General features: G+C 46.9%; 1 protein-coding gene. It reads right to left on the bottom strand.

Annotated elements, in window-relative coordinates; translation table 11 throughout:
• Positions 1-9 precede the first annotated feature (9 nt).
• The coding region (locus RC73_RS19600) for an IS4 family transposase (RefSeq protein WP_039036203.1) at positions 10-1,035 on the bottom strand (1,026 nt) is incomplete at its 5' end.

Here is a 1,035-nt window from a genome sequence, read left to right as displayed (position 1 = left end):
TAATGCCGTTCACTTAGTGTGAACGGCATTTTTCTTAGGCTTAATGGGATACTTGTTTTTACTCATTTTTAACGCACGTGGATAGGCTCTATCGCGTTTCCCATCAAGCTTGAACTGCCTCGCATTACGCACTATGTCCAAGACATCTCTCGGGACATTCCCTGGCGTTTGAGATGACAGCTGAGTCAGTTTAAAAATGATATAACTCGATGCATCTCTAAAACTTAATTGGTTCGGATGTAACGACGGTAAGCTTTTAGCCATCAACACCATCTTGTATCTAATGAGGTTATAGGCCAACAGTACCCCCCATAATTCCTGGGTAACCAGCTCTGGCAATTGACTGCGTAACGTAAAGCGACTCTCCAGAAGATGCTGCTTCATCTCCCGATAGCCCACTTCTATCTCCCATCGATGAGCATATAAATCCGCTATTTCTGCCCCCGGATAACGCAAGGGGTCCGTTAATGAGGTCAAAATGGAAACCGACTTACCTTTTATCGTTTTCGTCAGTAAGCGAGCTTCAATATTCTCAGGCAGCATAGGCCACTTCTTTCTGGCTTGAGGCGTGGTGGTTAACCGCACCAGTTGGTCGTGTTTTCCTAAAGAGCGTACCACTTCATATTGCGTCCCTTTCTTCAACGGCAGCAGCCAGTGACTGTTAGGTTGAGCCTGTTGCCAGGCGTGCAAAAGCCCTAACGAATAAAAGCCTCTGTCAAACAGCGTCAGGCTGTTATTGGGGATGCTTGATATCAGTTCGGCGGCTAAATTCATTTCACTGACAGCAACAGAATCAAAGGCGCTGTTCAATACCAAGTGACTGCTTAACTCCATCATGCAAACCATGCGAATTTGAGGATAGGCAGCATCACCAGAAGCGTTGGCAGTTTTGGCAAAAGCCTGATTGTTTTGCTCACTATCAGGTGTTCGCCACACGACACCATCGACCCCATAGAGGTTGAGCCCACACCAATGCGGATGCTCAGCTCTCTCATGCCAGGTCTTGGCACTTCGCTTAAACACATCCTGAACAAC

This window comes from Shewanella sp. ECSMB14102 (assembly GCF_000813075.1).
Lineage (GTDB): Bacteria > Pseudomonadota > Gammaproteobacteria > Enterobacterales > Shewanellaceae > Shewanella > Shewanella indica.
This window is presented reverse-complemented; position numbering and strand designations above follow the sequence as displayed.